The 21,720-nt window shown below is 73.1% G+C and carries 18 protein-coding genes and 6 tRNA genes; 15 read left to right on the top strand and 9 right to left on the bottom strand.

The genetic code is table 11. The features are described from left to right. The first annotated feature begins 196 nt into the window (after positions 1–196). The 3 genes from cobT to ABZ490_RS26890 all read left to right on the top strand — a co-directional run bounded on the left by cobT (position 197) and on the right by ABZ490_RS26890 (position 6,879). On the top strand, positions 197–4,480 hold the full coding sequence (gene cobT / locus ABZ490_RS26900; protein WP_358994877.1) for a nicotinate-nucleotide--dimethylbenzimidazole phosphoribosyltransferase: 4,284 nt from the start codon (positions 197–199) through the stop codon (positions 4,478–4,480). 247 nt (positions 4,481–4,727) lie between these two features. Then, positions 4,728–5,954, top strand: a complete 1,227-nt coding sequence (gene cobA, locus ABZ490_RS26895; protein ID WP_358994875.1) for a uroporphyrinogen-III C-methyltransferase — start codon at positions 4,728–4,730, stop codon at positions 5,952–5,954. 106 nt (positions 5,955–6,060) lie between these two features. Next, positions 6,061–6,879 carry an RNA methyltransferase gene (locus ABZ490_RS26890; RefSeq protein ID WP_358994872.1) on the top strand — a complete coding sequence of 273 codons (819 nt, stop codon included), beginning with the start codon at positions 6,061–6,063 and terminating at the stop codon, positions 6,877–6,879. 6 nt (positions 6,880–6,885) lie between these two features. Here ABZ490_RS26890 and ABZ490_RS26885 read toward each other — a convergent pair whose 3' ends face one another. Next, on the bottom strand, positions 6,886–8,319 hold the full coding sequence (locus ABZ490_RS26885) for a serine/threonine-protein kinase (protein ID WP_358995160.1): 1,434 nt from the start codon (positions 8,317–8,319) through the stop codon (positions 6,886–6,888). A 223-nt stretch (positions 8,320–8,542) separates the two neighbouring features. Here ABZ490_RS26885 and ABZ490_RS26880 point away from each other — a divergent pair, with 223 nt between their 5' ends. From ABZ490_RS26880 to ABZ490_RS26865, 4 genes are all read left to right on the top strand, one after another. After that, a complete protein-coding gene (locus ABZ490_RS26880) occupies positions 8,543–8,791 on the top strand; it encodes a hypothetical protein (RefSeq protein WP_358994870.1) in 249 nt (82 codons plus the stop codon). Positions 8,792–8,907: 116 nt separating this feature from the next. Continuing rightward, entirely contained in the window at positions 8,908–9,087 is a 180-nt protein-coding gene (locus tag ABZ490_RS26875) for a hypothetical protein (RefSeq protein WP_358994867.1), read from the top strand. A 289-nt stretch (positions 9,088–9,376) separates the two neighbouring features. Beyond that, entirely contained in the window at positions 9,377–10,309 is a 933-nt protein-coding gene (locus tag ABZ490_RS26870) for an aminoglycoside phosphotransferase family protein (protein WP_358994864.1), read from the top strand. A gap of 96 nt (positions 10,310–10,405) precedes the next feature. Further along, positions 10,406–10,711, top strand: a complete 306-nt coding sequence (locus ABZ490_RS26865; protein ID WP_358994861.1) for a zf-TFIIB domain-containing protein — start codon at positions 10,406–10,408, stop codon at positions 10,709–10,711. A 70-nt stretch (positions 10,712–10,781) separates the two neighbouring features. Here the strand turns inward: ABZ490_RS26865 and ABZ490_RS26860 are convergent. The 5 genes from ABZ490_RS26860 to ABZ490_RS26840 all read right to left on the bottom strand — a co-directional run bounded on the left by ABZ490_RS26860 (position 10,782) and on the right by ABZ490_RS26840 (position 11,213). Continuing rightward, positions 10,782–10,853: transfer RNA gene (locus ABZ490_RS26860), tRNA-Val, on the bottom strand. A gap of 12 nt (positions 10,854–10,865) precedes the next feature. Then, positions 10,866–10,937: transfer RNA gene (locus ABZ490_RS26855), tRNA-Val, on the bottom strand. A 19-nt stretch (positions 10,938–10,956) separates the two neighbouring features. Continuing rightward, a tRNA-Val gene (locus ABZ490_RS26850) sits at positions 10,957–11,028 on the bottom strand. Position 11,029: 1 nt separating this feature from the next. Next, positions 11,030–11,103, bottom strand: a tRNA-Cys gene (locus tag ABZ490_RS26845). Positions 11,104–11,140: 37 nt separating this feature from the next. Beyond that, positions 11,141–11,213: transfer RNA gene (locus tag ABZ490_RS26840), tRNA-Gly, on the bottom strand. A gap of 246 nt (positions 11,214–11,459) precedes the next feature. On the opposite strand from ABZ490_RS26840, the gene ABZ490_RS26835 reads away from it, so the two are divergent. The 3 genes from ABZ490_RS26835 (at position 11,460) to ABZ490_RS26825 (ending at position 14,845) form a co-directional block, all read left to right on the top strand. Next, positions 11,460–12,503, top strand: a complete 1,044-nt coding sequence (locus ABZ490_RS26835) for a chorismate-binding protein (protein ID WP_358994858.1) — start codon at positions 11,460–11,462, stop codon at positions 12,501–12,503. After that, on the top strand, positions 12,500–13,321 hold the full coding sequence (locus ABZ490_RS26830) for an aminodeoxychorismate lyase (RefSeq protein ID WP_358994855.1): 822 nt from the start codon (positions 12,500–12,502) through the stop codon (positions 13,319–13,321). The genes ABZ490_RS26835 and ABZ490_RS26830 overlap by 4 nt, the downstream gene beginning before the upstream one ends. 699 nt (positions 13,322–14,020) lie before the next feature. Beyond that, positions 14,021–14,845, top strand: a complete 825-nt coding sequence (locus ABZ490_RS26825) for a GNAT family N-acetyltransferase (protein ID WP_358994852.1) — start codon at positions 14,021–14,023, stop codon at positions 14,843–14,845. Positions 14,846–14,868: 23 nt separating this feature from the next. Here ABZ490_RS26825 and ABZ490_RS26820 read toward each other — a convergent pair whose 3' ends face one another. Then, entirely contained in the window at positions 14,869–15,414 is a 546-nt protein-coding gene (locus ABZ490_RS26820) for a DsbA family protein (protein ID WP_358994849.1), read from the bottom strand. Positions 15,415–15,635: 221 nt separating this feature from the next. Here ABZ490_RS26820 and ABZ490_RS26815 point away from each other — a divergent pair, with 221 nt between their 5' ends. Further along, positions 15,636–16,073 carry a hypothetical protein gene (locus ABZ490_RS26815; protein WP_358994846.1) on the top strand — a complete coding sequence of 146 codons (438 nt, stop codon included), beginning with the start codon at positions 15,636–15,638 and terminating at the stop codon, positions 16,071–16,073. A gap of 162 nt (positions 16,074–16,235) precedes the next feature. Beyond that, positions 16,236–16,388 carry a hypothetical protein gene (locus tag ABZ490_RS26810; RefSeq protein WP_358994843.1) on the top strand — a complete coding sequence of 51 codons (153 nt, stop codon included), beginning with the start codon at positions 16,236–16,238 and terminating at the stop codon, positions 16,386–16,388. 283 nt (positions 16,389–16,671) lie between these two features. Here the strand turns inward: ABZ490_RS26810 and ABZ490_RS26805 are convergent, their stop codons facing one another. Then, positions 16,672–17,232 (bottom strand): CGNR zinc finger domain-containing protein, encoded by a 561-nt coding sequence (locus ABZ490_RS26805; protein WP_358994840.1) that lies wholly within the window; start codon positions 17,230–17,232, stop codon positions 16,672–16,674. Positions 17,233–17,575: 343 nt separating this feature from the next. Further along, entirely contained in the window at positions 17,576–17,989 is a 414-nt protein-coding gene (locus ABZ490_RS26800) for an SsgA family sporulation/cell division regulator (protein ID WP_004002642.1), read from the bottom strand. Positions 17,990–18,180: 191 nt separating this feature from the next. On the opposite strand from ABZ490_RS26800, the gene ABZ490_RS26795 reads away from it, so the two are divergent. The 3 genes from ABZ490_RS26795 (at position 18,181) to ABZ490_RS26785 (ending at position 21,711) form a co-directional block, all read left to right on the top strand. Beyond that, positions 18,181–18,642, top strand: a complete 462-nt coding sequence (locus ABZ490_RS26795; protein ID WP_358994837.1) for a TIGR02611 family protein — start codon at positions 18,181–18,183, stop codon at positions 18,640–18,642. A 78-nt stretch (positions 18,643–18,720) separates the two neighbouring features. Continuing rightward, positions 18,721–18,792 (top strand) — tRNA-Val (locus ABZ490_RS26790). A 1,629-nt stretch (positions 18,793–20,421) separates the two neighbouring features. Continuing rightward, complete coding sequence (locus ABZ490_RS26785) at positions 20,422–21,711, top strand: extracellular solute-binding protein (RefSeq protein WP_358994833.1); 1,290 nt, start codon at positions 20,422–20,424, stop codon at positions 21,709–21,711. Positions 21,712–21,720 lie beyond the last annotated feature (9 nt).

Genomic DNA, 21,720 nt, shown 5'->3' with positions numbered 1-21,720 from the left:
CACAGCGGAGCGACGGAGATCGACCTGTCGCGAGGCGACGACGGCCGGGACAATGCCACTGAATGGCTTTGTCGCTTTTTCGGGCGGTCGTTCGTGCCGCTGGGCACGGACGCTCGTTCTTCACTACGGGGCGATCGGTGCGCCGTTCCGGGTGAGCTGGTCGTAGGAGCACTAAACCGATGGGCGAGGGGTACGCATGACCGACACCGGCCAGGTCCCGGGCGAGGGGCTGCCGGAGAACGCAGGCACGGTGGAACAGCCGGGCGCCTCCGCGCACGGCGCGTACACCTACCTCTCCGAGACCACCGCCGAGGACGAAGACCTGTTGCTGCTGCCGGGCGCCCAGAGCGCCTGGGGCAACGAGGTGGCGCCGCCCGCGCCCGAGCCGGTCGTCGAGACGGTCCACGAACCCGGCCCGCACGAGCTCTCCGGCCGCGACAGCGGCTCGGTCGACCTCAGCGGCGTACGGCTGCCCGGCCCGGCCGCGCCCCCGCAGCAGGCCCCGCGCCGGCCCCTCCATCTGGGCCCGCCGATCCCCGACGCCTCCGCCAGCCCGGTCCGCTCCCTCGCCGACCGCGGCCCGGCCGGTGCCCCGGTGCGCCAGCCGGTCCAGCCCGCCCCCGGCCCCGAGTACCTCGACGTCCCGCACCTGCGCGAGATGCCCCCGCAGGGGGCCGCGCCCTGGGGAGCCGCGGCCCAGGCCGCCGCGCCGGTCGCCGCCGGAGTGACGACCGCCGAAACGGCCGCTCATGTTCCGGATCCGGTCGAGGCCGCCGAACCCGCCGCGCCGGGAGTCGCCGACGCCGTCGTGGCGCGCGTGGCGACCGAGGCGATCGCCGCGCAGGGGGCAGTCCGTGCCGAGGCCGCGTACGGCGGAAGCGGCGGCGGTGCCGGTGACGTCGCTCCCACGACCCCTGCGGCGCAGGTTCCCGGTGCCGCGACCGTGGAGCCCGTGCGGATGCCCGCTCCGGCGGCACCGGCCGAGCACGCGCCGTTCTCCCCGACCTCGTCCGGGGTCGTCGACCCCGGCCAGCTGCTCGGCGCCGCGCTGATCGCCGAGGGCGAGCAGGACGTCGCCGACGAGGTGGCGGAGCCGGGGCCGGCCGAGCCGGTGGCCGAGCCGCCCGTCGAGGTGACGCCCGCCCCGGAGGCGCCGGAGGCCGTCGTCGCGGCGGAAGCCGTACCGGTGGACGTCCCTGAGGTGCCTGAGCCGGAGATCGTGGCGGAAGCCGTGGCAGAGGTCGCCGAGGTGACCGCTCCGGCTGCGGAGGTGCCGCAGGCACCCCAGGCGAGCGTGCCCGAGGCGGCCGCGGTGCCGGACGGGGACGCCGCCGAGGTGGAACAGGCCGTGACCGTGTCCGTGACCGAGGCCGTACCGGCTCCGCAGGAGGCTGTTTCCCAGGTCGCGGAGGTTCCCGCTGCCGAGGTGGTCGAGGCTCCTGTGGCACCCGAGCCCGAGGTGGTCGAGGCGGAGGAGGCGGAGGAGGCGAGCCCCGTCGAGGTGGTCCAGCCGGCCGAGGCGCCCGCGCCCGAGGTCGTCGAGACCGTCGTGACCGTGTCGGAGGTGCCGGTTCCGGACGCGACCCCGGTGCCGGTCGAGGCCCCCGAGCCGGTAGAGGCCGCTGTCGAAGCCCCTGTTCCGGTCGAGGCCCCCGTTCCGGTCGAGCCGGTGCAGGAAGCCGTGGCCGTGGAGCAGGAGCTTCCGGTCCCCGCCCCCGACGCCCCCGTGCTCGCGCAGGACATCCTCGTCGCCGAGCCTCCGGCCCCCGGGGCGGCGCCGCCCGCCGAAGCCGTCGTGACGCCCGACGCCCCCCAGCCCGTGGAGGTTCCCGCCGCACCCGTCGAGGCCGTCGTCGCGCCGGTCGAGGTCGCGGCGGCGCAGCCCGCGGAGCCGGTCGAGCCCGCCCTGGCCCCGCCGGCCGAGCCGGAGGCGCCGCAGCCGCAGCCCGAGCCCGTCGCGGAGGTCCACCCCGCCCCCGAGCAGGCGGAGACGGCCCCCGAGCAGGCGGAGACCGCCGAGCCGACTCCGGACGCCCAGCCGGAACCGCAGCCGGAACCGGAACCGCAGCCGGAACCGGAACCTCAGCCGGAACCGGAACCGCAGCCGGTGGCGACCGCGGAGGAGACGGCGGCGCCCGAGCCGCTGCTCGCCCCCGCAGCCGTCCACCAGCCGGACACGGCATCCCAGCTCCCGGGCACCCTCCTCCCGGGCACTCTCCACCGGGGCACCCTCCTCCCGGACACCCTGCTCCCGGACATCCCCGCACCGGCCCCCGAGCCGGAGACCCCGGCCGAGGCCGTCGCGGCGGCCCCGGCGGAGGCGGAGGCCCCGGTCGAGCCCCAGGCGGTCCCCGCACCCCCCACCCCGCAGCCGGACCGGCCCGTGGGCACGTTCGTACCGGTCGAGGGCGCCGTGCCGACCACCCCGCACCTCGCCCCGGTCCCGCCGCAGGCCGTACCGCACCCCACGGAGGACCGGCAGGAGGCGGTCGCCGAGGCTCCGGCCCAGGTGCCCCCCGTCGCCGTGACTCCCGAGCAGCCCACCGCTCCCGCTCCCGCTCCCACCGTCCCCGCCCCCCGCGCGGCCGGCTCCGCTCCCGCCCCGGCGATCCCGGACCCGGAGCCCACGGCCGACGTTCAGGCCGACCCCGACCCCGAGGTCGCGCAGAGCCCGGAGGACCTGGAAACCAGGGCCGCCGACCAGGAAGAGAGCCCGGCCACCGTGGAAGAAGCGAGAGAGTCCACCGGCCCCGCCGCGCCCGCGTACGACGACGCCGAGCGCGAGGCGGTCCTGAAGGTCATGCGCGAACGCCGTGACATCCGCAACGGCTTCCGCGGCGACCCCATCCCGCACGAGGTGCTGCTGCGCGTCCTGGAGGCCGCCCACACCGCGCCCTCCGTCGGCCACTCGCAGCCCTGGGACTTCGTGGTCATCCGCTCCGCCGACACCCGGCGCGCGATGCACGAACTGGCGATGCGCCAGCGCGACGCCTACGCCAAGTCCCTCCCCAAGGGCCGGGCGAAGCAGTTCAAGGAACTGAAGATCGAGGCCATCCTCGAGACCCCGGTGAACATCGTGGTCACCGCCGACCCGACGCGCGGCGGCCGGCACACCCTGGGCCGGCACACCCAGCCGCAGATGGCGCCGTACTCCTCCGCGCTCGCGGTGGAGAACCTCTGGCTCGCGGCGCGCGCCGAGGGCCTCGGTGTCGGCTGGGTCAGCTTCTTCGACGAGCGCGAGATGGTCCGCGCCCTCGGCCTGCCCGAGCACCTCGAGGTGGTCGCCTACCTCTGCGTCGGGTACGTCGACGAGTTCCCGCCCGAGCCCGAGCTGATGCAGGCCGGCTGGGCCAAGCGCCGCCCGCTGTCCTGGGTCGTGCACGAGGAGACGTACGGCCGTCGCGCGCTGCCCGGTGAGGACCCGCACGACCTGCTCGGCGAGACCGTCGCCAGTGTCCGCCCGCTGGACGCCAAGGCGCTCGGCGAGGCCTGGGAGCGGCAGAAGCGGATGACGAAGCCGGCCGGGGCGCTCGGCATGCTCGAGATCATCTCCGCACAGCTGTCCGGGCTGTCCCGGCAGTGCCCGCCCCCGATCCCGGAGCCCGCGGCCGTCGCGATCTTCGCGGGCGACCACGGTGTCCACGCCCAGGGCGTCACCCCCTGGCCGCAGGAGGTGACAGCCCAGATGGTCGCCAACTTCCTCGGCGGGGGAGCGGTCTGCAACGCCTTCGCGAGCCAGGTGGGCGCGGAGGTCTGCGTGGTGGACGTCGGTGTGGCCACCGACCTCCCGGCGACTCCCGGCCTGCTGCCCCGCAAGGTGCGGGCCGGCACGTCGGACATGACCACGGGCCCCGCGATGACCCGCGAGGAGGCCAAGCAGGCCATCGAGGTCGGCATCGAGACCGCCCGCGACCTGGTGGCGGCCGGCAACAAGGCCCTGCTGACGGGTGAGATGGGCATCGCCAACACGACCGCCTCGGCCGCGCTGATCTCCGTCTTCACCGGTGCGGACCCCTCCGAGGTCACGGGCCGGGGCACCGGCATCAACGACGAGACCCTCGCCCGCAAGACCGAGGTGGTCCGCCGTGCCCTCGAACTCCACCAGCCGGACCCGGCCGACCCGATCGGCGTCCTGGCCGCGATCGGCGGTTTCGAGCACGCGGCGATGGTCGGCCTCCTGCTCGGCGGCGCGTCCCTGCGGACCCCGGTGATCCTGGACGGCGTCAGCGCCGGCGCGGCGGCCCTGGTCGCCCGGGCGATCGCCCCCGAGGTCCTCGCGGCCTGCATCGCCGGCCACCGCAGCGCGGAGCCGGGCCACGTGGCCGCCCTCAACAAGCTCGGCCTGCGCCCCCTGGTCGACCTGGACCTTCGCCTCGGCGAAGGCACCGGCGCCCTCCTGGCCCTCCCCCTGGTCCAGAGCACGGCCCGGGCGATGCACGAGGTGGCCACCTTCGACTCGGCGGGAGTCACCGAGAAGTAGGCGTGAGGGGCACCCGGGACGACGGTTCCGGGTGCTTTCTCGCTCAGGCGAGGTGCCTGACGGCCACGTGACCGCGCCGCGGTTGTGGGCAGGTGTTCCTCCCACAGTGCCCAACGGGTGGCACAACCGCCCACAGCCCGCACCCGGCTGTGCTGCCCAGCCACCGGACACCTCAGCCGCCGAAACCCCGCACACTTAAAATCTGCACGTCAGGGCAACCGCCAAGCCCCGGAGGAGCCGCACCCTCATGGCCGAACACCCCGCCTACCCCGTAGGCCTCCGCCTCACCGGCCGCAGGGTCGTCGTCCTCGGCGCCGGCCAGGTCGCCCAGCGCCGCCTCCCCGCCCTCATCGCCGCAGGCGCGGACATCCACCTCGTGTCCCCCGAGGCGACCCCCTCCGTCGAAGCGATGGCTGACGCGGGCGAACTCACCTGGCACCGGCGCCCCTACGCCGAGGGCGACCTCGCGGACGCCTGGTACGCCTTGATCGCCACCAGCGACCCGGACGCCAACAGCCGTGCCTCGGCCGAAGCGGAGCGCCACCGCGTGTGGTGCGTCCGCTCCGACGACGCCGACCGGGCGACCGCCTGGACCCCGGCCACCGGCACCAGCGAGGGCGTCACCGTCGCCGTCCTCACCACGGACGCCAAGGGCCGCGACCCCCGCCACACCGCCGCCATCCGGGACGCCGTCGTGGCGGGCCTGCGCGACGGCACGCTCGTCGCCCCCCACCACCGCACCCGTACCCCCGGCGTCGCCCTGGTCGGCGGCGGTCCCGGCGACCCCGATCTGATCACGGTCCGCGGCCGCCGTCTTCTCGCCGAGGCCGACGTCGTCATCGCCGACCGCCTCGGCCCGCGCGACCTCCTCGCCGAACTCCCCCCGCACGTCGAGGTGATCGACGCGGCGAAGATCCCGTACGGCCGTTACATGGCCCAGGAGGTCATCAACAACGCGCTGATCGAGCACGCGAAGCAGGGCAAGTCGGTGGTCCGTCTCAAGGGCGGGGACCCGTACGTCTTCGGCCGCGGCATGGAGGAGCTCCAGGCGCTCGCCGAGGCGGGCATCCCCTGCACGGTCGTCCCCGGCATCTCCAGCTCCATCTCCGTCCCGGGCGCGGCCGGCATCCCGGTCACCCACCGCGGAGTGGCCCACGAGTTCACGGTCGTCAGCGGTCATGTGGCCCCCGACGACGAGCGCTCCCTGGTCGACTGGCCGTCCCTCGCCAGGCTCACCGGCACCCTCGTGATCCTCATGGGCGTCGACAAGATCGGGAAGATCGCCGAGACGCTCGTCGCGCACGGCAAGCCGGCCGGCACCCCCGTGGCGCTGGTCCAGGAGGGCACGACCGCCGCCCAGCGACGCGTCGACGCGACCCTGGCGACGGTGGCCGAGACGGTGCGGACACAGGAGGTCAAGCCGCCCGCGGTCATCGTGATCGGCGAGGTGGTCGGCGTGGGCCCGCGCGCCTAGTCACCCCGGACCCGTGGACGCCGCCCGCCGGGCTTGGCGTAACCCCGGGTAACACAACCCGTTCGCAGCCGTTGGCACCGCACCCAGGACAAGGCAGTATCACCCTGTGGCCGATCTCATCACCGTTGAGGACCCCGACGACCCGCGCCTGCGCGACTACACCGGCCTGACCGACGTCGAGCTGCGCCGCAAGCGCGAGCCCGCCGAGGGCCTGTTCATCGCCGAGGGCGAGAAGGTCATCAGACGGGCCAAGGACGCCGGGTACGAGATGCGCTCGATGCTGCTCTCCGCCAAGTGGGTCGACGTCATGCGCGATGTCATCGACGAGCTCCCGGCCCCGGTCTACGCCGTCAGCCCGGAGCTCGCCGAGCGCGTCACCGGCTATCACGTGCACCGGGGCGCCCTCGCCTCCATGCAGCGCAAGCCGCTCCCGACGGCCGCCGAACTCCTCCAGACCGCGCGCCGAGTCGTGATCATGGAATCCGTCAACGACCACACGAACATCGGCGCGATCTTCCGCTCCGCCGCGGCCCTCGGCATGGACGCGGTCCTGCTCTCCCCGGACTGCGCCGACCCGCTCTACCGTCGCAGCGTCAAGGTCTCGATGGGCGCGGTCTTCTCCGTGCCGTACGCCCGTCTCGACACCTGGCCCAAGGGCCTGGACTCGGTCCGCGAGGCCGGCCTCACCCTCCTCGCCCTCACCCCGGACGAGAAGGCCCGCTCCCTCGACGAGGCCGCCCCGCACCGCATGGACCGGGTCGCCCTGATGCTGGGCGCCGAGGGGGACGGCCTCTCCACCCAGGCCCTGGTCGCCGCCGACGAATGGGTCCGCATCCCCATGTCCCACGGCGTCGACTCCCTCAACGTGGGCGCGGCGGCGGCGGTCGCCTTCTACGCGGTCGCGACGGGCCGCCCGGGTACCTGAGGGTCGCTAGACGGCGTCGGCGGGGGGAACGTACCCCTGCGCGTGCGACGACTGATGCCGTACGACGCCGTCCTCGCCGCCGAGGCCACGGGCCGGCCCCTGGCAGCCCTGGACGATGCCGATGCCCAGCGCGACCAGCAGCGTCACGACCACGAAGACGAACAGCCGCTGGCGCAGCAGCCGTGGATTGGCGGGCCGGCGGCCGGTTCCCGTGTTCCTCGGCCCGGGCCGTCCGGCCCCGCTCCGGGGCGCGGGCCGGCTGCCGCTGCCGACGGGACGGCCGCCGCGCGAGGCGGGCGCGGGACGGCTACCGGACCGCGACGGCGAGGCACCGCCGCCACCCCGCGAGGCGCTGCCGCCCCGTGAGGGAACTCCACCCCGGGAGGGAGCCGACCCCCGGGAGGGCACTCCACCCCGAGGCGGAGGAGTACCGCCGCCGGTCCCGGATCCCTGCCCGTGTCCCTGTCCCTGTCCTTGTCCCTGCCCCGCGCCGGTCCCGGACGGGCCCGGCTGACGCAGGGTGCGCTCCGGATAGCTGGAGTGGCTGAGCCGCCCGGTGGGCCGGTCCGCCTCCGCCGCCCTCGGCACGGGCGGCCGGGCGTCGCCCATCCCCTGGGCCTCACGGGCGGCGATCTCCTTCAGCCGCAGGGAGAGATCGAGGGTGCTGGGCCGTTCCTCGGGGTCCTTGGCCAGACAGGCCCGGATCAGCGGGGCCAGCGCGTCGGCCACACCGTGCAGCTGGGGCTCCTCGTGCACCACGCGGTACAGCATCACCTCGGAACTGCCGTGCCCGAAGGGGGAGTCGGCCGTGGAGGCGTAGGCGAGCGTGGCACCGAGCGAGAACACGTCCGTGGCCGGGGTGACGGCGGCCCCCCGCACCTGCTCGGGCGCGAGGAAGCCGGGCGAGCCGACGGCCGTACCGACATGGGTGAGGGTCGAGGCGCCCGTCGCCCAGGCGATGCCGAAGTCGATGATCCGCGGTCCCTTGGGGGACAGCAGGATGTTGGACGGCTTGAGGTCCCGGTGGACGACCCCGGCCTCGTGGACGGCGACGAGCCCCTCCGACAGCGCGGCCCCGATCGCCGCCAGCTCGGCGGCGGCGACCGGCCCCTCGTCGTTGACCTTGTCGTGCAGGGAGGGTCCGGGAACGTACTGGGTGGCGAACCAGGGCCGATCGGCGTCGAGGTCCGCGGCGACCAGGCGGGCCGTGCAGCCGCCCCGGATCCGCCGGGCGGCCGACACCTCGCGCGCGAACCGCGAGCGGAACTCCTGGTCCTCGGCCAGATCGGGCCGGATCACCTTCAGGGCGACGCGCTGCCCCTTCTTGTCGGAGCCCAGGTAGACGACGCCCATCCCGCCCGCGCCGAGCCGTCGGTGAAGCCTGAACGAGCCGACGACGCGCGGGTCCTCGCGCCTCAGGCGCATCATCGCCATGTTCATCCCCGCTGCCCGGTCCGTGTGACGTGGCACAGCTTACGTTTCCACGGCCGTTCGCGCGCAGAGGCCGCGCCCTCCGGTCCCGATCGATTGTCCGTGCCGGGCGCGAGACATGAGGAGGGGTCAGAGAGCCTGGGAACAGGCGCCTCTTGGCCGAGTGATCACCTCAACCACCGCTCACGGAAGGGAGATTGGATCGGCGAAGGGGGGCGGGGCGGAGAAGGGCGTGGAGGCCGGAGGCGTGGTCCGCACCTACCGGGCGGTAGCGGGCCGGGCGGGCCGGAGAGGGCGGAGAGCGGTCCGCCGAGGGGTGCCGGAAGTGAGCGAAGTCACGGACGGCGGGGAGAAACCGGGCCGCAGCGGGCACCCCCTCCGGGAAGACCCCGAGACCTGGGGCCGCGTCTCCACCCAGGGGAGTACTTCCCAGGTCATGGCTCATCCTCCGGGAGGCCCGGCAATCGGTACGAGGGCATGACGTGCTCCGGCCGCCCCGCGCCTAGATTTGAGGTCAAGCGGCGGGTGCAGCACTCGTCCCCCGAGGTCAGGCACCCGCCGCTGCCAGAACAACCGAAGACGGTCAGGAGAGGGACCATGGCCCACACGGCACCGCGCACGCAGTTCCGCACCCGCACGCGCCGCACGGGCCGTCGCCACCCGTTGGTGGCGACGCTGATGGCCCTTCCTCTGGCGGCCCTGCTCCTCCTCGTCTTCGACGGGTGGGAGACGGTGGCCACACAGGCGTCGTCCGTGGGTGTGATGCTGGGGCGCTGAGCGGCGACCCCAGGCCCGGAAGAGCGGTCCGGGCGGGGACATCCATCCATGAAACCCCGTGGGGACGGGGGTGCGGCGGACGGCAAATGATGCCGGCGCAGCTGGGGAGCTGCGCCGGCATTGCTTTGCCCGGATCCAACAGAGAGCCCGGATCCAACAGAGGCCCCTCCGCGACCCCACCGGCACCCTGCCGGGACCTCACCGGGATCCACCGGATGCGACCCGGTGACACCGGATGCGACCTGGTGACTACCCTCACCACGAAGCCCCGTACCGCCCAGGGAGCACCGTGACCGCCACCCCCTTGCTCGCCGCCCTCACCACCCGGGCCAGAGTCACGGCACACCCGCACTCCCTCCACCCCGACGGCTGCCCGTGCCCCGCGGGCACCCTCGCCGACCGCCCCGACGCCACCGTCGTACGCCATGCGGACACCGTCGCGAAGGCCCATGCCCCCGCCACCGTCCCCGCCGACCTCGCCCCGCGCCTGGCCGTCGCCGCCCGCCACCCGGACCTTCTCCTCGCGCCGCTCACCCCGACGCCCGTCTCCCTGCACGGCCGCCTCGTGACCTTCTGGCCCTACGGCACGCCCGTGGACCCCGACGACCCCGACTCCGCCCCCTGGGAGGAGGCCGCCACCCTCCTGGCCCGTCTTCACCGCGCCCCCGCCCCGCCCGGCCTCCCGCCGATGCGGGGCCCGGTCAAGGCCGCCCAGGCCGTGGCCCGCCTCCGGGCGGCCGCCCCGCCCGCCGCCGCCCTCGCCCCGGTCCTCCGCGCCTGGTCCACGCTCCCTGCCTGGGCCCGCGCCGAAGCCCCCCTGCCCGACACCGCCACCCTCTGCCACGGCGACCTCCACCTCGGCCAACTGGTCCGCCACCCCGCCCCCGACGGCCCCTGGCGCCTGATCGACGTGGACGACCTGGGCGTGGGGGTCCCCGCCTGGGACCTCGCCCGCCCCGCCGCCTGGTACGCCTGCGGTCTGCTGCCGCCCGAGGAGTGGTCCCGTTTCCTGCACGCCTACCGCACGGCCCGCGGCCCCGCGGTCCCCGTGGACGGCGACCCCTGGCCCGCGCTCGACGTCCCCGCCCGCGCGCTCACCGTCCAGACCGCCGCCCGCGCGGTGACGAAGGCCACCACCGAGGACCGGCCGCTGGACGAGATCGAGCAGTCGGTCGTCGACGCGTGTGCCCGAATGGGTTCGCTGCCTCCGCAGTTGCCGTGAAGCTCCACGAAGTAGGGTGCAACCGACCGCAGCCGGACAGAGTCTGTCCTGGCGGCAGGTGAAACAGGACCGACCGGCGAGGAGTTGAGCCGAATCATGCAGTGCCCGAAGTGTCACGGACAGATGCAGACATACAACCGCAATGGTGTCCAGATCGAACAGTGCGCCAACTGTCGGGGGATCTTCCTCGACTACGGCGAGCTGGAGGCGCTGACCCGTCTGGAGTCCCAGTGGACCCAGCCTGCGCCCCCGCCGCCGGCCCCGCAGGCGTACCCCGCGCCCCCGGCCCCGGCCTGGGGTGCCCCGCAAGGCGGCCACGGCGGTCATGGCGGCCACGGTGGTGGGCACTACGGCGGCCACCACCGTCACAAGAGCTTCGGCCACATGCTGTTCTCCAGCTGACCCGGACACCCGCACCGCGCACACGACGAAGCCCCCGGCCGTACGAGACGGCCGGGGGCTTGTCGGTGTGTGGACGATACTGGGATTGAACCAGTGACCTCTTCCGTGTCAGGGAAGCGCTCTCCCGCTGAGCTAATCGTCCGGGAGCACTGCGTGCGCGATACTGGGATTGAACCAGTGACCTCTTCCGTGTCAGGGAAGCGCTCTCCCGCTGAGCTAATCGCGCGGGGGATCCGAAGATCCAGTGGACGATACTGGGATTGAACCAGTGACCTCTTCCGTGTCAGGGAAGCGCTCTCCCGCTGAGCTAATCGTCCTTGGAGGTGGAGACGGGATTTGAACCCGTGTAGACGGCTTTGCAGGCCGTTGCCTCGCCTCTCGGCCACTCCACCAGGAGTGTAGGGGACCGGGAGTCCCCACTTTCCTTCGAGCGGACGACGAGGCTCGAACTCGCGACCTCAACCTTGGCAAGGTTGCGCTCTACCAACTGAGCTACGTCCGCTTGTCGTTTCCGTTCCGCTCTCGCGGCCCGGCGACGAGTTGAACTCTAGCGGATTCCTGGGCCAGTACAAAAACGCGTTTGTGCAGCGTGCGCCCCTGCGGCCCCGTCCGGACCCGCGCCGGACACGTCCCGGTCGGCCCGGGGTCGTCCCCCTGACCTGCCCGGGGTCCTACTGCGGCCCTGCTCAGGGTCGTGCCGGGGACATCCCCGAACCGCCCCGCCGGCACCCGACCTAGACTCGACACCGTGCTCGACCTCTCTCCCCTCGCCCGCTTCGGCGGCCGTGTCGCCACCGGCCTCCTGGACGTCACCGACGACCCCGCCGCCCTCGACTCCACCGGTTTCTGGGCGGTCTGCGCGGACTTCGAGGGCCGTGTCGTCTGCGCCCGCTTCGCCGACGTACGGGACGAACCGGTGCCGGCGCCCGTGCCGGGGGAGTGGTGCGGACCCGCCGCCGGTGACTGGACGTCGTCGCTCGACCGCGCCGCGTACACCGCCGGGGTGCGTCGGATACGGGAGCACATCGCGGCCGGCGAGGTCTACCAGGCGAACCTCTGCCGTGTCCTCACGGCACCCGTCGCGCCCGGCGCCGACGTCGACGCCCTGACCGCGCTGCTGGCCCGAGGCAACCCGGCACCCTTTGCAGGAACGATCCGCCTGCCCGGTCACGGTGTGGAGATCGCCACCGCGTCCCCCGAACTCTTCCTCCGCCGCGACGGACACGTCGTCGAGTCCGGCCCCATCAAGGGCACCGGCCGCACCGAGGCCGACCTCCTCGACAAGGACTACGCCGAGAACGTGATGATCGTGGACCTCGTCCGCAACGACATCGGGCGCGTCTGCGCCACCGGCAGCGTGACCGTCCCCGATCTGTGCGCGGTCGAGAAGCACCCCGGACTGGTCCACCTCGTCTCCACGGTCCGCGGCGAACTGCGCGACGGCGCCGACTGGCCCCAACTCCTCGACGCCGCCTTCCCGCCCGGCTCGGTCACCGGCGCCCCCAAGTCCAGCGCCCTGCGCATCATCGACGCGCTGGAGACGGCACCGCGCGGACCGTACTGCGGCGGCATCGGCTGGGTGGACGCCGACCGCGGCACCGCCGAGCTGGCCGTCGGCATCCGCACCTTCTGGATCGACCGCGCCGAAGGCGTGCTGCGCTTCGGCACCGGCGCCGGGATCACCTGGGGCTCCGACCCCGAGGCGGAGTGGCGGGAGACCGAACTGAAGGCGGCGCGCCTGCTCGCGATAGCGTCGGGCACGCACGAGGCGAGGGAAGGGACCCTGAGGTGAAGATCTGGCTCGACGGCGCTCTGCAGGACAGCGCGGCCGCCCGCGTCTCCGTCTTCGACCACGGACTGACCGTGGGCGACGGCATCTTCGAGACCGTGAAGGCGACGGACGGGCGCACGTTCGCACTGACCCGCCACCTCGACCGGCTGACCCGCTCCGCGCGCGGCCTCGGCCTGCCGGACCCCGATCACGACGAGATCCGCGCGGCGTGCGCCGCCGTCCTGGAGGCGAACCCGATGCCGCTCGGCCGGCTGCGCCTCACCTACACCGGCGGCCACGGCCCGCTCGGCTCCGACCGCGGCGACCAGGGCCCCACGCTCCTCGTCGCCCTCGGCGAGACCACCCGCCGCCCCGACTCCACCGCCGTGATCACGGTCCCCTGGACCCGCAACGAGCGCGGCGCGCTGACCGGCCTCAAGACGACCTCGTACGCCGAGAACGTCGTCGCCCTGGCCCGGGCGCACGAGGACGGCGCCTCGGAGGCCCTCTTCGCCAACACCGTCGGACAGCTCTGCGAGGGCACCGGCTCGAACGTGTTCGTCGTCCTGGACGGCGAGATCCACACCCCGCCGCTCGCCTCCGGCTGCCTCGCGGGCATCACCCGCCAGCTGACCGTGGAGTGGACCGGCGCCAAGGAGACCGACCTTCCGCTCGACGTGCTGGAGCGCGCCGACGAGATCTTCCTCACCTCCACCCTCCGCGACGTCCAGGCCGTCCACCGCGTCGACACCCGCGAACTCCCCGGCACCCCGGGCCCGGTGACCGCCAAGGCGATGCGCGTCTTCGACGAGCGCGCCGACGACGACCTGGACCCGTAGCCCACGGCCCGGACGACCGCCCGGAGACCGTGGAGCGCGGGCTGGGAGCGGCGCCGGGAGAAGGCGGGACGCGGGCCGGCACCGGCGCCTGGAGAAGGTGGGGCGCGGGTTGGGAGCGCCGCCTGGAGATCGTGGGGTGCGGGCCGGGGTGGGCGCCTGGGAAAGGCGGGACGCGGGTTGGGAGCGCGGCTGGGAGAAGGGCGGGTGCGTGGGCCGGCGCCCGGAGAGCGCAGGCGCGGGCCGGGGTCGTCGCCCGGAGATCGTGCTGCTTGGGCCGGGGTCGCCGCCTGGAGAAGGTGGGGCGCGGGCTGGGGGCGCCGTCGACAGAAGGGTGGGCGCGGGTCGGTGACCTGCGCCCGGAGAGCGCAGGGCGCGCCGGGGCTGCCGCCGGGAGTGCGCAGGGCGCGCAGGGGCTGCCGCCCGGAGATCGTGCTGAGTGGGCCGGGGTCGCCGCCTGGAGAAGGTGGGGGCGTGGGCTGGCACCGGCGCCTGGAGAAGGTGGGGCGTGGGCCGGGAGCGCCGCCGGCAGAAGGGTGGGCGCGCGCCGGGAGTGCGCACGGCGTGGGTCGGGGCTGCCGCCCGGAGAGCGTGGGGCGTGGGCCGGGGCCGCTGCCCGGGAGTAGGTGGGGCATGGGCCGGGGCCGTCGCCCCGGGAAAACGAGCTGACTCCGGCCCCCGTGCACGGGTAGAAACCCCCTGATGACCACGACCCTGCGGCCGACCGAGCCGCTTCAGCGCGCTGCCGACGGAGCCCTGTCCCGCCACTTCCGGGTGTGCGTGAACAGCCGCCCCGTCGGAGCGGTCCGGCTCTCCACCGACCCCGTCTTCGGGCTCGCCGTCGCCCACCTCGACGACCTGCACATCGAGGAGCCGGACCGCGGCCGGGGCCGGGGCGCGGTGGCCGCGCTCGCCGCCGAGGAGGTGGCCCGCGGCTGGGGCTGCCGGCAGATCGAGATCAGGGTCCCGGCCGACTCCGCGCCAGCGCTGCGCCTCGCGACGGCCCTCGGATACGTCCACCGCAACCGCGGCATGGAGAAGCGGCTCGCCACCACGGCGCCCGAACTGCCGCCGGGCAGCCGAGCCCGGCCCATGACGGAGGCCGAGTACGGCCCGTGGGCCGAGCGCGGCACCGAGGAGTACGCGCAGGACTGGATCGACCGGGGGATCCCCGCCGAACCCGCCCAGGCTAAGGCACGCGGGGACTACGCGCGCTCGCTCGCCCAGGGCCTCGCGACGGAGAACGTCCGGATCAGCGTCCTGGAGCACGAGGGCGTCCCGGTCGGCGACCTCTGGCTGGCCTTCACCGGCGACAAGGCGTTCGTCTACAACGTCGAGGCCTACGAGGAGCATCGCGGCCGGGGCCACGGCCGCTCCCTGATGCTGCTGGCCGAGGCCCAGACACTGGCCGCGGGCCGACCGGTGCTCGGCCTCAACGTCTTCGCGGGCAACGCCCCCGCCGAGCGCCTCTACGAGTCACTGGGATACGTGACCGTCGGTTACTCGATGTACAAGAACCTGCTCTGAGGCGCCGGCTCCCTCCCCTCGCCCTACGCGGTACCGGCCGCCAGCAGCCGGTCCGCGATCTCCTCGATGCGCTCCCGCAGCCCCTCCTGGCTCTTGCCGCCGTCGAGCCGCTCGCCGCCGATGACATAGGTCGGGGTGCCGGTGACCCCGATCGCCTTGCCCTCGGCCTGGTCGGCGTCCACGATCAGGATGTGCCGGCCGTCGATCAGCGCCGTGTCGAACTCCTCGGCGTCCAGACCGAGTTCACCGGCGATCTCGACCAGGAAGGCTTCTCCCCCGCGGTCCAGCTCCTCGACCCGCCCCAGCACGGCCTCGACGTACGCCCAGCCCTTGCCCTGCTCCAGGGCCTCCTCGGCCGCCTGGGCGCCGGCGAAGGCGTGCCGGTGCTTCTCCAGCGGGAAGTGCCGCAGGCGCAGCTCCAGCCGGTCGCCGTACCGCTCGCGCAGCGCGCGCAGATCGCCGAGGGCACTGCGGCAGTCCGGGCACTGCACCTCGCACCAGACGTCCAGGACGACGGCGGGACGGACGGACGCGGGCTCGGACACGGAGGCCGGGGAGGAGTCGCTCATGACGCCAGTCTCCCAGCCGGCGCCCGTCCACCCCAATCCAGACCTCCGTCGCGCCGACCGGGACCTGCGGAGGAGCCGACCCGGAGATGTCCCTGATGTCCCGCTCGGAGCATGGCCCGGGAGGGGGCCCAAGGTGCAGGATGGAAGGGACGAAGCGCCTGCCTGCACGAGGCGCGGAGTCGTGGTGTCCCTGCCCGAGTGAGCCTCGCCTGGAGGACCGGATGATTGCCGAGACCGTCTGTTCCGCCGTCGCCGTGGCCGGCCTGGGCATCGCGGCGGTCACGGCCTACCGCAAGCGTTTCCTGTCGGCCGCCCGCATCGCCGCCTACGCGCTCGTGCCGCTCGGACTCGTGATGACCGGTGTCGTCGAGTGGCTCGCCGACACCGCCTTCAGCCCGACCGCCTGGGCCGGCTTCGGGGTGCTCGGCTGCGCCTGGGCCCTGTTCGCGACCACCCGCGCGGTGGAGCGACGCCGGGGCGGCGGCCGTGGCACCCGGAAGGAACGCAAGGCGGCGGCCCGCTCCGCCCGGCCCGACACCGTGGCTCCCGGAGCCTCGGCCCCGTCCCTGGGCCCCGCGGCACCCCGCCCGACGTCGCGCCCCGCCGCCACCGAGGACTTCAGCGACATCGAGGCGATTCTGAAGAAGCACGGCATATGAAGTGGCAAGTGTCTGATTCTGCTCGAAACGACACAGTCGGCCGGTCCGTGCGCGGAAACGATCACGGCCTGAAACCGACGTCACGGAATACGGCGAACACCCGCTCAATCCGGGCGCGTTGATCGCGCGGGACGCCTGGCCTGCGTCATCATCGGCCCCGAGATGCTGGACACCAAACAAGGCGACCCCGCGCCGCCTCAGGACGAGCCCCGCGGGTGCCTCTTCGCCCTTTCCCAGCCACCGCTGATGATCTTCCTAGCGGTGATCGGGTGTCTTCTGCTCATTGCGTCGCTGCACGACCTGCTGCTGCTCTGAGCCGTACCCGCGGTACCCGGCGCCACCCGCCGGGCCCGCGTCGGCACCGAGACGTCCTGCGAGCAGGCCGTCCCTGACACCCAAGGAGTCCACCGACCCCAGACCGTCCCGACCCGCATCGACCCCGGACGGTCCCGACCTGTGCCTGATTTCGCGCAGCCCGACGCCGTACGGCCCCGCACCTGGGCAGTCCGTAGCCCCCGAGCCTCAGCCGTGGCTTCCGGCGGCCGGTTTCCGGTTTCCGTGCTGCCCTCGGCCCTGGTTCCTGTGCCGCGCGGCGTCCTCAGCCCGCCGCTTCCTTGCGGCGGGCTCGGTACGCGGCCACGTGGAGGCGGTTGCCGCAGGTGCGGCTGTCGCAGTAGCGGCGGGAGCGGTTGCGGGAGAGATCGACGAAGGCGCGCCGGCAGTCGGGGGCCTCGCAGCGCCGCAGCCGCTCCTGCTCCCCGGCCACCACGAAGAACGCCAGTGCCATACCGCAGTCGGCCGCGAGATGGTCGGCGACGGACGCGCCCGGCGCGAAGTAGTGAACATGCCAGTCGTAGCCGTCGTGATCCGTGAGCCGGGGCGTGGTGCCCGCGGCGGCGACCAGCTCATTGATCAGGCCGGCGGCCGTCCGGGCGTCCCGGGCCGCGAAGACCCCGGCGAACCGCCCCCGGATCTTGCGCACCGCGGAGAGGTCGAACTCGGACAGCGTCCCGACGTCACTGATGGCGTGCTTGTGTACGAACTCCGCGAGGGTGGCGACATCCGGCAGCGCGTCCGGGGTGGTCTCGTCCTCCGGTGCGGTGTTCACCAGATCCACCACGGCATCAAGCGCACACCGGGTGTCGTGGGTGATCAGCACGTTTCGCTCCCTGGCCTGGGGGTCGGGCGGGCGCCCGCCGATGCTGGCCGATGGTAGCCGCCCCGAGCGCGGAAGCCACGGGGCTCCCGCCGCGGACTGTCCGCCGCGAGGTCCGGGACTGTCGCCCGGGCGGCCGGTGACTGCCCCCGAGAGCGACCGGGGCGCTGCCCCTGGTGCCCCTCTAGGGACCGCGGCGCATCCGAGCCCCGTACGGCCCCGCGCGCGCCGACGCCGCCCCACGATGGACCGTGGCGCGGCGTCGACGTGTTCCCTGTGCGGTTGTTTTCCGCCCGAGCCGTCTCCCCGAGTGGACGGCGCCGGGCAGCTCGGTATGAGCCCCGCCCTAGCTTTCCGCCAGGATGTGCGAGAGCTCTTGATCGAGATCGAAGTGCCGGTGTTCCGTGCCGGGAGGCACGGCCGCGTCCGTCCGCTTCAGGAAGGACTCCAGGGCCCGCGCCGGGGCCTCGAGCAGGGCCTCGCCCTCGGGAGAACTCAGGGCGATGCAGACAACGCCCTGACCGTGGCTACGGGACGGCCAGACACGGACGTCGCCGGTGCCGGTCGGCCGGTGCAGGCCTTCGGCGAGGAGGTCGCGGGCGAACACCCACTCGACGGTTTCCTCGGCTCCGGTGTGGAAGGTGGCGTGCACGGCGTAGGGGTCGGCCGTGTCGTACCGCAGGCCTGCGGGGACAGGCAGGGAGGACTCGCTCGACACAACGAGGCGCAGGTGCAGCTCGCAGCTGACCGTGGTGTTCATAAGCGCCAGGGCCTTTCGCTCAGTGTGCGCTCGGGGATTCGCACGTCGGCGAAATCGACATGCCACCTACGGTGCCGTTGTAAACCCCTCTGAGTGTTTTGCGTGCCTTTACGTAACTCTTCCGGCCGAGAGCCTGTTCGCGAAGTACCACCATTCCGGTGACTTGAATCTCTCGGGTAGGGTCTGGCCGTATGAATACGGGGAGTAACGAGCCTGGCGAGGTAGCCGTGGCGGCGAACGGAGCGAACGTGGGCGGGGAGGGAGAGGCGCCTCAGGAGCAGGGGCTCGGCTCCCGGGCGCCCGAGTTCGTCAAGGCGCGCCGCGTGCTGCACCTGAGCTGGCAGGTCGGTGTCTTCGTGATCGGCCTGGCCGTGGTGGTGGCCGGCATCATCATGCTTCCGCTGCCCGGGCCCGGCTGGATCGTGATCTTCGGCGGCATGGCGATCTGGGCGACCGAGTTCGTCTGGGCCCAGCTGGTGCTGCGCTGGACCAAGCGCAAGGTCACCGAGGCGACCGCCCGCGCGCTCGACCCCAAGGTGCGCCGCCGCAACATCGTCCTCACCTCGATCGGCCTCGTGATCATCGGCGTGCTCATGGGGATCTACGTGTGGAAGTTCGGCTTCGAGATGCCCTGGAACATCAAGGACCAGTGAGCGGCCGCGGGGGCGGGGGAGCCGGGCTGCCGTGGTCACAGGCACCGCCTGACATGGGGTAATGTTCTTCCTGCGTCCGGGCGATTAGCTCAGCGGAAGAGCGCTTCGTTCACACCGAAGAGGTCACTGGTTCGAACCCAGTATCGCCCACCCCGGAACGTTGGCCCGTCTGACACAGTGCAGACGGGCCAACGTCGTTTCCGCCACGCGAACACCCCCAGACGCATTCCGGCCCCCTCCCGCGGCCAGCACCTCGCGCCAGGGCGCCGCCCCGTCGCGGCGACAGGGGCCGGACCCCACCCCGCGCCCCGCCCGGATCCCGCGCGCCGCCCCCTGAGCCACAGCTCAGCGCACATACGCCATCGGCCAAGGCTGCCCCCCCCGCAGGCCAAGCCACGCAGGTCAGGTCACTTCAGACGCCATGAGCCGGGCTGCCATCTCCACGGGTCGGCCGTGAGGCGCAGGTCGGCCGGTCGGGGTGTGATGGGCCAGGCCGTGAGCTCTGCGTGCTGGCCGTGGTGCGCGGGTCGGGTCGGGTCGGTTCGGGTGTGATGGGTGACGTGCCATCTCCGCGGGTCGGCGGTGAGGCGCAGGTCGGCCGGTCCAGGTGTGATGGGCCAGGCCCCGAGCTCTGCGGGCCGGGTGTCTTGGGTCAGGCTGCCACCTTTACGAGCCGGCCGTGCCACGCAGGTCAGCTCAGGTCAGCTCGGCTCAGGCGTCCTCGGCCAGGGCCGCCGGTTCCACCGGCCGGGCCGGGCCGCGCCCGTCAGGCCGGGCCGCGCCCGTCAGGCCGGGCCTGACCCGTCAGGCCGCGCCGCAGGCCCGTACCCACCGCCGTCTCCGCCGTACGTCAGACCGCGCGGCGCAACTCAAGTTGAACGGTGCAGCTCAGCCCACGTCCGCCAAGCCGGACGGTGCAGCTCAGCCCACGTCCGCCAAGCCGGACGGTGCAGCTCAGCCCACGTCCGCCAAGCCGGACGGTGCAGCTCAGCCCACGTCCGCCGAGCCGGACGACCACCAGAATCGCAGCCTCCAGCCCTCCCCGGCCCCCCTCCTCCGGCCAACCCCAGGTCCCCCCAGCGCCCCCGCCCCGACTCCCCGCGTAGCCCCAGTCGGCCCACTGCCACCAGGCACTCCCGCCGCGCACCCGGCGTCGCACCCGCAAACCCGGCCTCGGCCGCGCCCCCCATGTCCCACCCCCTCACGAGCATCACCAACACACCGCACGCACACCGCACGCACAGCACACGCTCAGCACACGCACGCCACACACCCCCTCCCCGCCCCCAGCGTGACCGTACGCAGTCACCCACCCACCCCCCATCCGCCCCCGACTCAGCCCCGCACCACCCCCACCCCCCTCCCCGTCACGCCCTCCCCGAGCCCCGGGAGCCACCCCCAGACCCCGCCACCCCCTCCCGCCGCCACCCCTGCCGACCCGCCCCTCCGCCCCCTCGCCCCAGCAGCCTCCCTCCACCCCACCCACCACCCCGCCCCCCACTCACGCCCCATCCCCACCCAGGCGGATTTCCGTCGCTCGGGCCGTTCTCCTCACCCCCACCTCCGGTCCGGCATCCCGAACGCACCCCGCTCACCTGCAACTTCCCCGTCCCAGAAGCGACTTGACGCGTCGTCGGCCACCGTCCCCGCCTCGCCCCCTCACAAGAAATTCCTGTCCGAATCATTGACGCTCCCTCAACCCCCTCGTACCTTTTGCCAGCAAGCGCTTTCTTGAAACGATTCATGCAGCGGCGACGACGCCGCGGGGAGGGCCCGACTGTGGGAACCAGCAGGAATGTTGAGAGGCGAACGATCCTGAAGGCGGCCGGGGCGACTGCGGCAACGCTGGGGCTGGCCGCGACGACCGGGTGCGGTGGGGGCGGTGGCAGTTCCGGGGACGGAACGGTGACACTGCGTTACGCTTGGTGGGGTGGTGAGCCGCGCACCATCGCCATCAAGAAGACGATCGCGCTCTTCGAGAAGAAGTACCCGAAGATCAAAATCAAGCCTGAATTCACCGACTACGCGGCGTTCTGGGAGAAGTTCCAGACCCAGGCCTCCGGTGGAAATCCGCCGGACGTTTTCCAGAATGCGGTCGGTTTCCTGCGCAAGTACGACAAGCGCGGCGTTCTCTTGGATCTCAAGGCGCAGGCGGACGCCGGGAACCTGAGCCTGGACAACTTCCGCAACGGTGTTCTGGCGAACGGTCAGGTCGACGGCAAGCAGCTCGGCATTCCGGTCGGCGCCAACACCATGGCGCTCGTCATCGACCTCAACGCCTTCAAGAAGGCCGGGGTGGAGGCGAAGTTCGGCTGGACCTGGGACGACTACTTCGCCGCGCTCCAGACGATCCAGGACAAGCTGAAGATCGCCGGCGACACCGGCTACTTCAGCATCATGTACCTCTACGACCTGTATCTGCGCCAGAACGGCAAGGCGTTCTTCACCGACTCCGCCCTCGGCTTCACCGAGGACGATCTGACGCAGTGGTGGGAGGACGGCTACAAGCGGGTGAAGTCCGGGCTCGTCGCCGACCCGAAGAAGATCGAACAGGTCAACCCCAAGTCGGGCCTCTCGGCGGGGCTCGCCGCCTCCGAGTTCACCTGGGACAACTTCTCGATCCGCTACGAGGGCGAGGGCGAGTCGGACTACGGGCTCGCACCGATCCCCACCACCGACGGCAAGGACACCGGCCAGTACCTCGGCTCGCTGATGCTCAGCGGCTTCTCCGGGACCAAGCACCCGAAGGAGGTCGCCCAGTTCATCGACTTCATGGTCCACGACCCGGAGGTCGGCAAGATCATGGGCTACGACCGCGGCATCCTCTCCACCACCGAGCAGTACGACGCCTTCGTCCCCACCGACGACAACAACAAGGGCGTCAAGGCGTACGAGGAGGAGGTCGCCAAGGCGGGCGTCCTCGGGAAGATCACCCCGCACCCGTCCGGCACCGATGTCGTCGAGGCGGCCTTCCTGCGCATCGGCGGTGAGGTCGCCCAGGGCAAGACCAAGCCGGCCGACGCCGCGAAGGCGCTGTTCAGCGAGGCCAAGGCCGCGTTCGCGGGCTGAGGGGACGTA

This window comes from Streptomyces sp. NPDC005811, assembly GCF_040630405.1.
GTDB lineage: Bacteria > Actinomycetota > Actinomycetes > Streptomycetales > Streptomycetaceae > Streptomyces.
The sequence above is the reverse complement of the archived record's forward strand: the minus strand, read 5'-3'. Positions and strand labels throughout refer to the sequence as shown.

Coding starts and splice junctions, on each gene's coding strand:
- ABZ490_RS26815 (WP_358994846.1), top strand. CDS start 15,636: ATGATTGCCGAGACCGTCTGTTCCGCCGTCGCCGTGGCCGGCCTGGGC.
- ABZ490_RS26875 (WP_358994867.1), top strand. CDS start 8,908: ATGGCCCACACGGCACCGCGCACGCAGTTCCGCACCCGCACGCGCCGC.
- ABZ490_RS26800 (WP_004002642.1), bottom strand. CDS start 17,989: ATGAACACCACGGTCAGCTGCGAGCTGCACCTGCGCCTCGTTGTGTCG.
- ABZ490_RS26795 (WP_358994837.1), top strand. CDS start 18,181: ATGAATACGGGGAGTAACGAGCCTGGCGAGGTAGCCGTGGCGGCGAAC.
- ABZ490_RS26810 (WP_358994843.1), top strand. CDS start 16,236: ATGCTGGACACCAAACAAGGCGACCCCGCGCCGCCTCAGGACGAGCCC.
- cobA (WP_358994875.1), top strand. CDS start 4,728: ATGGCCGAACACCCCGCCTACCCCGTAGGCCTCCGCCTCACCGGCCGC.
- ABZ490_RS26825 (WP_358994852.1), top strand. CDS start 14,021: ATGACCACGACCCTGCGGCCGACCGAGCCGCTTCAGCGCGCTGCCGAC.
- ABZ490_RS26885 (WP_358995160.1), bottom strand. CDS start 8,319: ATGAACATGGCGATGATGCGCCTGAGGCGCGAGGACCCGCGCGTCGTC.
- ABZ490_RS26865 (WP_358994861.1), top strand. CDS start 10,406: ATGCAGTGCCCGAAGTGTCACGGACAGATGCAGACATACAACCGCAAT.
- cobT (WP_358994877.1), top strand. CDS start 197: ATGACCGACACCGGCCAGGTCCCGGGCGAGGGGCTGCCGGAGAACGCA.
- ABZ490_RS26820 (WP_358994849.1), bottom strand. CDS start 15,414: ATGAGCGACTCCTCCCCGGCCTCCGTGTCCGAGCCCGCGTCCGTCCGT.